2 protein-coding genes are annotated in these 1,266 nt (G+C 76.1%); both read right to left on the minus strand.

Annotated features, from left to right (window positions below; all coding sequences use genetic code 11):
• Nucleotides 1-657, minus strand: a 657-nt coding sequence (locus tag G5C62_RS27090; RefSeq protein WP_164703425.1) for a zinc ribbon domain-containing protein, incomplete at its 3' end; no start/stop codon positions are given.
• A gap of 78 nt (nucleotides 658-735) precedes the next feature.
• A partial coding sequence (locus G5C62_RS27095; protein ID WP_206330906.1) for a Nif3-like dinuclear metal center hexameric protein occupies nucleotides 736-1,266 on the minus strand: 531 nt, incomplete at its 5' end.

Here is a 1,266-nt window from a genome sequence, read left to right on the forward strand (position 1 = left end):
GGAGGCCAGCTCGGTCCCGTAGAACTCGATCCGGCAGCCCTGGCAGCGACGGGCCTTCAGCTCGGCGGCGCCGGTGCTGCCGGTCTGCGTGGCGACCCGGTCGTAGACCTTGAGCAGGTCGGCCGGGATGGTGCCCGCGATCTCGTCCCGCTTGGCCCGGTGCTGGCCGGTGGCCTCGGCGATGTCGGCGAGAGCGGCGTCCCGCCGCTGCTCGGCCTGCTCCTGGTCGGCCTGTGCCCCGGCCAGGCCGCCCTGCGCCGTGGCGAGGGCGGTGTCGGCGGCCTCGCGGCGCTCCATCAGCTCGAGCACCTGGTCCTCCAGGTCGGCCTGCCGGCGCTTCAGCGACTCCAGCTCGTGCCGCAGGCCGGCGATCTCCTTGGGGGTGGCACCGCCGGAGTCCATCCGCGACTGGTCGCGGGCAGCCCGCTGCCGGACGGTGTCGACGTCGCCCTCCAGCCGCTTCTGCTCACGGTCGAGATCCCGCACCTCGGTCTCGGCCCGGACGACGTCGTCGGCGAGGGCCCGGTGCGCCTCCTGGGCGGCCTCGACGGCGGCGAGCTCGGGAAGGGTGCGCTTGCGGTGGGCGAGTTGCGCGAGGGCGACGTCCTCCGCAGCGAGGGCCAGCAGCTTCTGCTGGTCGAAGTGGTCAGCCTGCACGGGGCCAACCTACCCGCGCCGCCGGGGCCGCCGGACCACCCGGCCCGGCCCCCTCCGCAGTGACTCGCCCCGCTGCGCTCAGCGGCGGGGGCGGCCGTCGACCCGGAACGTCCACGGGTCGGTGCGCCGGCCGGAGACGGTGACCTGCACCTGCCCGCCCAGGTCCCGGTGCAGCAGGTCGGCGGCGACCGGCAGCCACGGCCACTCGGACGCGTAGTGCGCCACGTCGCAGAGGGCCGGACCGGGGACCTCGGCCGCGTCGACCGCCGGGTGGTGCTGGACGTCGCTGGTCAGGAGGACGTCGGCGCCGGCCGCCGCAGCCGCGGCCAGCAGTGAGCCGCCGCTGCCGCCGCAGACGGCGACGGTGCGCACCAGCCGCTCGGGGTCACCGGCGACCCGGACGCCCCCGGGCGTGGTGGGCAGCGCCATCGCCACCTGCTCGGCGAACTGTCCGAGGCTGATCCCCTCCCGGAGCACCCCGACCCGGCCGACCTGCTCAAGGTCTACGACCGGGTCGCCACGCAGACCGGCAGCACCGGCGCCGCCGAGCTGAAGGCCCGTCGCTGCCAGGGCTGCCGGATCGAGTTCTACGGGACCGAGCTGGCCTCC

This window comes from Modestobacter sp. KNN46-3 (assembly GCF_011039295.1).